We start from the raw sequence: 6,178 nt of genomic DNA, 5'->3' as shown, positions 1-6,178 counted from the left end.
CGCTCCGCCACCAACGGATTCGCCACAACAACCCCCAGAGTCAACCAACAAGATTCAGGTCAGGACGGATCAGTCGCGCAGCGGGTCGAAGTCAGGGCCGAACTCGTCGTCCTCGTCCTCGAAGCGCGGCTTCTTCGGTTGCGCGGGAGGCGTCCCGGCCGACGGTGCAGCGGGTGGCGCGGGTCGAGCGGGCGGCGCGGGGGATTCCTCTTCCTCGGCGGGGCCGTCCCACTTCGACGAGGTCTCCGGCTCGAGCTCCTCGTCCGGCTGCTCCGGGAACCGCTCGCGCAGGTTGTCCAGCATCATCGAGCGCGTTTGCTGGTCCTCGTCGCCGAGGGTCGCCGCCATCGTCTCGCCGACCTTGCTGGCGATGTCGGCCTGCGCGCGGTGCATCGTCGAGAGGATCTGCGCGGCGAGCTCGTTCGGCGCCATGGAGCGGACCTTGTCGGTGAACTCCAGGTCCGTGATGCTGCCGTCCGCGCGCACAGTCACCTTGATGCGACCGTCCGGGCTGCTGGCCGACAGCCTCAGCTCGTCGGTCTGCGCCTGCACCTCCTGGTAGCGCTGGGCCTTCTCGGCGAAACCCTGCGCCCACTGCTGGATGCGGCGCTCCGCCTCGTCGGGGTCGGCCCCGGCAACCGCGAATCCTCCCGAGCCCTGGCCCGTCATCGCACAACCTCCGTCGACATCTCGAAGTCCTCAGTTTCGGTGTGAATCGACCGGCTAGGCCGGTGTACCGCGATCCATCGGCCGCAGGGGTTCTGCCCGCAGGTCACCCTGCATCGCCGGGGACACAGCCTGCTGCTGCGGCTCCACCACCGGCGACACCTGATCCAACACCGGAGACGCCCGCTCCTGCGGCTCCACCACCGGCGACACCTGATCCAACACCGGAGACGCCCGCTCCTGCGGCTCCACCACCGGCGACACCTGATCCAACACCGGAGACGCCCGTTGCTGCGGCTGCATCGCCGGTGTCGCCTGCTGCTGCGGTGCGCCACCGCCGTCGCCCACCGCGGGAACCCCGCGCAGCGCCACCGCCGACTCGTTCACCTCGACCGCCTCGTCGAACGGCTTGAGCGACTTCGCGTTCGCGTCGTCGGTGTCCTGGTAGTCCCTGGCGGTGGAGCGCACGTTGTCCGCGGTGAGGGTGACCCCCTCCTTGGCGGCCTTGAGCGCTTTCGCGCCTTCCTCCTCCATCGGGTTGACGATGGGCGGCAAGAACGAGCACAGCAGTCCGTACGCCTCGTCCGACATGCTTACGGTCTCGGCAGCCGAGATCGCGGTGTCCAGACGATCTGTCAGCCCGTCCAAGTGGCTGGCGTGCGCGGTCAGTTCTTCGGCCTGCACGTTGAACGACGTCATGCGTTCCCCCGGCTTCCTCGTGTGTTCACGCGACCGCGGCCACTACGTCGGCGAGTCGGTGTTCGATGCGCTTGTTGTCGGCGGGCGCGATGCTGAGCCACGAGCCCGCGCTGACCATCAGATATCGGCCCTGATGGGTGTCGAACCAGGTCACCAGGGTTGTGGCGCGCCGGGTTCCGCGTGAAACACCGAACTGCCCGCCAGCGCGCCGGGTGTTGGCCAGTTCGAGCACGGTGGCCGCGTCCTGCGGCGACAACCCGGCCTTGACCAGCGCGACGTCTTCCTCGACATCGCCACCGAAGGGATCGTCCTCGTCCTCTTCGAGGGCTTTCGCCAGCGCGTCAGCCGGTACCGAGATCGCCCGCTGCTGCCCGGGTTCGCCGGGCGGCAGGACTCCCACCGCGGACATGGCCAGCGCGGTCGGGCGGATCTCGGTCAACCGCAGTTCGTCCCCGGCCAGTTCGGCGAGCACCCCGTTGCGTCGCGTGACGGCCGCGAGTGCGCGGATCGGCTGCTCGCGGTGGCCGATCAAGTCCACCGACGTGTCGTTGTCCACCAGCAGCCGGAGCAGGTCGACCAATCGCGGGGCGAGCTCGTGATTGGCGGCGAGCCCGCGTCCGGCCAGGGCCCTGAACGCCTCGGCGGTGAGGTCCGACCGCTGCTCCATCGTGGCACCGAGGCTCGGGACCTCCAGCGGGTACGGGATCTTGCCGAACCCGAGCGAGGACCAGACCAGGTCGAATTCGGCGGCGGACAGCACGAAGTCCGGTTTCGTCATTCCTCGCTCTTTTTCTTCTTCTTGCCCTCACCGATCACCGGCGGCGGGAGGTCCTTGCCCGGGACCTCGACGACGGGACCGCCTTCGACGTACTTGGCCTTGCGCTCCTCGTCCTGGCTGCCCTGGCCGCCGCGGTTGCCCATCGCGCCGCCCATGGCGCCACCGCCCATCATTCCGCCTGCACCACCGGATCCGGCCTGTCCCGCGCCGGCACCGCCGGCCTGGCTCGGGCCGGATCCACCGTGGTCGACTCCCGGAGCTCCTCCGGTACCGGTCATGCCGCCGGGGGCCATGTTCCCGCCGGCTGCGCCACCGCTGGGGGGCATCGGCGGCGCAGCTCCCCCGCCGCCGCCGAACGAAGCCCCGCTCGCCGCGTTCGTCGTTCCGATGGGCGGGATCTGGCCTTCAGGACCGGCGGTCGGCGGGATCGGAGGCATCTGCCCAGGCCGGTCTCGATTGCCGTCGCGGTTGTTCGGCCCACCGGGACGACGTCCTCCCGGCCCATGACCACCGGCGTCCGGGCCCTGAAGGGACCGCATCTTCTTGGTCTTCTCGTTCTGCCTGTCGCCACCCGGGAACGCGGTCGTGCTCTGCGGGTTGGTGCTCTTGGGCTTGTACTCCTCCAACGACGGAGGCTTCTGGTTCGAGGGGTTGGCGTTGGCGGGTTTCACCGGTGATGCGCGAACCGTGGGCCCGTCGACCGAGCCACCGATCTTGGGGATCTGCATCCGCTTCGTCGGGGCGTTGGCGCCGGCAGGGCCGGTCTGCGCGGCCAGCGGCGCACCGTCCGGGCCGGTGCCGGCGGGCCCGGTTTGCGCGGCCAGCGGCGGAGCCGACGGCTGCTGGCCGACGGACGCGGGCCGGGTCATCTTCTGAGTCGCTTCGGCCCCGGCGGCCGACTGCTGCTGAGTCGGTGCTTCCCCGCCGGTCGAGCTCCCCTCCACACCGGTCGACGCGGCAGCCGCCTTGGTCGTGGACCGGGTCTTGAGCTCCTCGACGGGGTCCGGCGGCTGCGTGAAGCGGGGCGTGTCGTCGTCGACGGTGCGCGACGACTCCTCCATCCGCGTCATCACGCGCACGGCTTGCTCGTGCGCGCCGGAGGAACGCTCCTGGTTGGTGTGCAGATCGTCCATCGCCTTGGTGAACGATTCCAGGTCGCCGGTCGCGAAAGTGGCGACCGCGCGAGCGTGGATCTCCTTGCCGCCCTTGACTGGCTCGGGCATCTCGGCCTTGGCGGTCTCCATGATGCGGCCCTGCTCGGACATGCGTCCGGCCAGCGCATCCGCGGACTCCCCGGCGTCGCGGCTCCAATCCGCCAGCTTCTGGATCGCCGAACGCGCGGCGTCGGCGGCCTCTCCCTGCCAGCCCGACTCGGTGGAGCGGAGCTTGTCCGACATGCGGTCGGCGGACTCGGCCATCTCGCGACCGAGCTTCTTCCACTCATCGGCGAGCTGCCCGACTCGCCCGGGATCGTTGGCGATGTGCACGGCGTCGTAGAGCTCGCGGTGACTGCGCGACGCCCAGTTCTGCGTCTCCACCAACGCGCGGTCTGGTGAATCCTGAGGCATGATCTCTCCCCTCGACCAGGTGTTGGCGGATCAGATGAGTTTGTGGAAGGAGTCCGCGACCCGCTGGTCGGTCTCCTGGTAGGTGCGCATCGCGCTCTGGATGGCCTCGCGCGCGTCGGTGAGAACCTCTCGATAGCGCGTCAGCACTGACACCAGCGAGTTCTCGCCGCCTTCGGCCCGGCCGACGAACTTCTGCGCCATCGCCGTGCCCACCGGGTTCTCTCCCAGGGGCGCCTGGCGGGCGAGGTTCCGCGCCTGCGTCAGCCAGGAGTCGACCGAGGCCAGGCGCTCCTCGAGCGCGGCGCGGATCGTCTCACCGGCCTGCGGGTCCAGCTTCAGGTCCAGCGACTCCACCGCATCACGCATCGCATCCACAGATGCCGTCGATTCCGCGAGCGACTGAGAAGCCTGTTCGTCGGGTTTGCTCATCGATCCCCCAGGTAAAACTAGGAAAGAAGCGCCTTTCCGATGGCGCGCGCAGTGTGCTCGCCCTGACACAACAGTAGCCACACACCGCAACCCGCCGCGAACGCCGGGGGCATCGTGATCAGTTGTTAACCTCAACCGCTCAATCTGTGAGATATGCGACGGTCCCGCTGAGCAACCCTGCCGTTACGGCATGAATTCCTCCGCCAACCCGGCAAAATCAATTCCACAGTGGAGAGTCATCGGCCCGGCGCCTTGGGGATGAACTTGAGCCGCTGGTCCATGTCCGCGACGTCGGACCGGACTTCGGCGAGATCGTGCTGCATCGAGCCCACACCGCCACCCACATCAGCAACGTTCCCGCTGGCCCCGGCGACGTTTCGGTTCATCTCATCGATACGTCCGGTGATGCTGCGGAGTTCGGCGCTCATCCCCTGAATGCTCGCCGCCACCGAGGGAAGTCCTGCGGTGTCGCCCTGCAACGCCGCGATGGTGGTTCGCAGGCTCTCGATCTGCCCGTTGAGCGCGCTGACGCTGCGCGCCATGTCCGGGAACGGCCCCATCAGACCGCGCATCGCGACGATGTTCTGATCGAGCTTCGACATCTCGGACTTGAGCGATTCGAGGTTGCTCAGCGCGGACAACTGCTGATTGGTGTGCGCGAGGTTCGCGGTGACCGAATCGAGCTGATCGTGCATTCGCGAGAAGTTGTACTGCAGAACGCCCATGGTGACGAGGTAAACGGCGGCACCACCAGCCAGGACCCCCTTGGGAATCCGCAGTCCCCCGGCATTGCCGTGCCGGTTCGAGCCGGCCACCCGGTCGCTCATGGTCGCGAACTCCTCACCAGCGATCACCAGGACTGCGCCAGGCTAACCGCGAACCCGGCCGAGGCGACCGCAACGGAAGTCACATCTCACCAACAACACGGCCCCCGCCGCGAAGGCGAGGGCCGCGCGTCAACGGTCCAGCTCACCAGCCTTGACCGCAGCGATGAAGTCGGCGAACCGGCGTGCTGGCACGACAAGCGTCCCGCTCTGGAGGTCCTTCGTGTCGCGAAGACCGACGACACCAAGCGCCGCACCGACCTCCACGCACTGGTTGCCGCCACCGCTGTAACTGGATTTTCGCCAAGTGGCCTGTGAAAGATCCATGGACCTCACCCCTCATCTGGTGCGAACTTCGAGATCATCCGAGCGCTGTCCCGTTCGCTCAACGCCATCTCCCGAAGCTCACCGAAGAGCGTATCCAGATCCGCAACGACTTCTTGATCATCTATGAGGTGCCCGCCTACCGCGTATTCCTGATACGCGGCCGGAGGCCAGGTCTCGGGCGGGAAGTCGAGCACCAGGAAGCTGCCCGAAAGCGAGGCATGAAGACCCACGTCAAACGGCAAGACCTGGATCTCGACGTTGGGCCGCTCACACATGTTCAGCAGATGATTCAGCTGCTTCGCGGCGACGTGCTCGACTTGCGCGCACCGACGCAGCGCCGCCTCCGAGATCAATGCCACCAACTCAAGTGGCTGCTCTTCGAACAGCCGCTCCTGCCTCGCCATGCGCAGCTCGACCTTGCGCTCGACCTCGTCAGGTTCGGTCATGTGTCGCGCGAGCTCCGTCACCGCCCTGGCGTACTCCTCGGTCTGCAGGAGTCCTGGGATGACTTCCAGCTCGAAATTGCGCACTCGCAGTGCGTCGGTCTCCATGCCGACGTAGTTCGAGAACCAGTGCGGCAGGCGGTACGTCGACCACCAGCCGCGTTTCGATGCTTCCTGGCGAATCTCCTCGAAGACCGGCTGATCTTGCTCGCTGATGCCGTAGTGAGCGAGCAGCACCATCAGTTCCGGCTTGCTCGGCGCGTTGCGCCCCGTCTCGAAGTGCCCCACCTTGCCCGTCGAGCAGCCAAGGAGCTTCGCGATCTGCTCCAGGCTCTCACCCGCATCAGACCGGAGTTTCCGCAGTTCACGGCCAAGCGCCTTGCGCCGCATGATCGGACTTGCCATGCCTGCACTGTAGCTCTTCAGGGTGGATGTTTCGCCTCA

8 protein-coding genes are annotated in these 6,178 nt (G+C 67.5%); all 8 read right to left on the bottom strand.

Annotation, left to right across the window (positions count from 1 at the left end):
- Positions 1–69 precede the first annotated feature (69 nt).
- The 8 genes from ACYVF3_RS31185 to ACYVF3_RS31150 all read right to left on the bottom strand — a co-directional run bounded on the left by ACYVF3_RS31185 (position 70) and on the right by ACYVF3_RS31150 (position 6,139).
- Positions 70–669 carry a YbaB/EbfC family nucleoid-associated protein gene (locus ACYVF3_RS31185; RefSeq protein WP_461157863.1) on the bottom strand — a complete coding sequence of 200 codons (600 nt, stop codon included), beginning with the start codon at positions 667–669 and terminating at the stop codon, positions 70–72.
- A gap of 54 nt (positions 670–723) precedes the next feature.
- Complete coding sequence (locus ACYVF3_RS31180; protein WP_461157862.1) at positions 724–1,365, bottom strand: type VII secretion target; 642 nt, start codon at positions 1,363–1,365, stop codon at positions 724–726.
- A gap of 25 nt (positions 1,366–1,390) precedes the next feature.
- Positions 1,391–2,143, bottom strand: coding sequence for an ESX secretion-associated protein EspG (locus tag ACYVF3_RS31175; RefSeq protein ID WP_461157861.1), 753 nt, complete (start codon positions 2,141–2,143; stop codon positions 1,391–1,393).
- Positions 2,140–3,711: a WXG100 family type VII secretion target gene (locus ACYVF3_RS31170; RefSeq protein WP_461157860.1), complete on the bottom strand. Its 1,572-nt coding sequence runs from the start codon at positions 3,709–3,711 to the stop codon at positions 2,140–2,142. The genes ACYVF3_RS31175 and ACYVF3_RS31170 overlap by 4 nt, the downstream gene beginning before the upstream one ends.
- A 30-nt stretch (positions 3,712–3,741) precedes the next feature.
- Positions 3,742–4,140, bottom strand: a complete 399-nt coding sequence (locus ACYVF3_RS31165; RefSeq protein ID WP_461157859.1) for a hypothetical protein — start codon at positions 4,138–4,140, stop codon at positions 3,742–3,744.
- Positions 4,141–4,376: 236 nt separating this feature from the next.
- Positions 4,377–4,967 (bottom strand): hypothetical protein, encoded by a 591-nt coding sequence (locus ACYVF3_RS31160; protein ID WP_461157858.1) that lies wholly within the window; start codon positions 4,965–4,967, stop codon positions 4,377–4,379.
- Positions 4,968–5,096: 129 nt separating this feature from the next.
- Entirely contained in the window at positions 5,097–5,291 is a 195-nt protein-coding gene (locus ACYVF3_RS31155; protein WP_461157857.1) for a DUF397 domain-containing protein, read from the bottom strand.
- Positions 5,292–5,296: 5 nt separating this feature from the next.
- Positions 5,297–6,139 (bottom strand): helix-turn-helix domain-containing protein, encoded by an 843-nt coding sequence (locus tag ACYVF3_RS31150; protein ID WP_461157856.1) that lies wholly within the window; start codon positions 6,137–6,139, stop codon positions 5,297–5,299.
- Positions 6,140–6,178: the final 39 nt, after the last annotated feature.

This window comes from Saccharopolyspora tripterygii (assembly GCF_054778355.1).
Note: the sequence above shows the minus strand (reverse complement) of the source record. Positions and strands in the feature narration are given on the sequence as shown.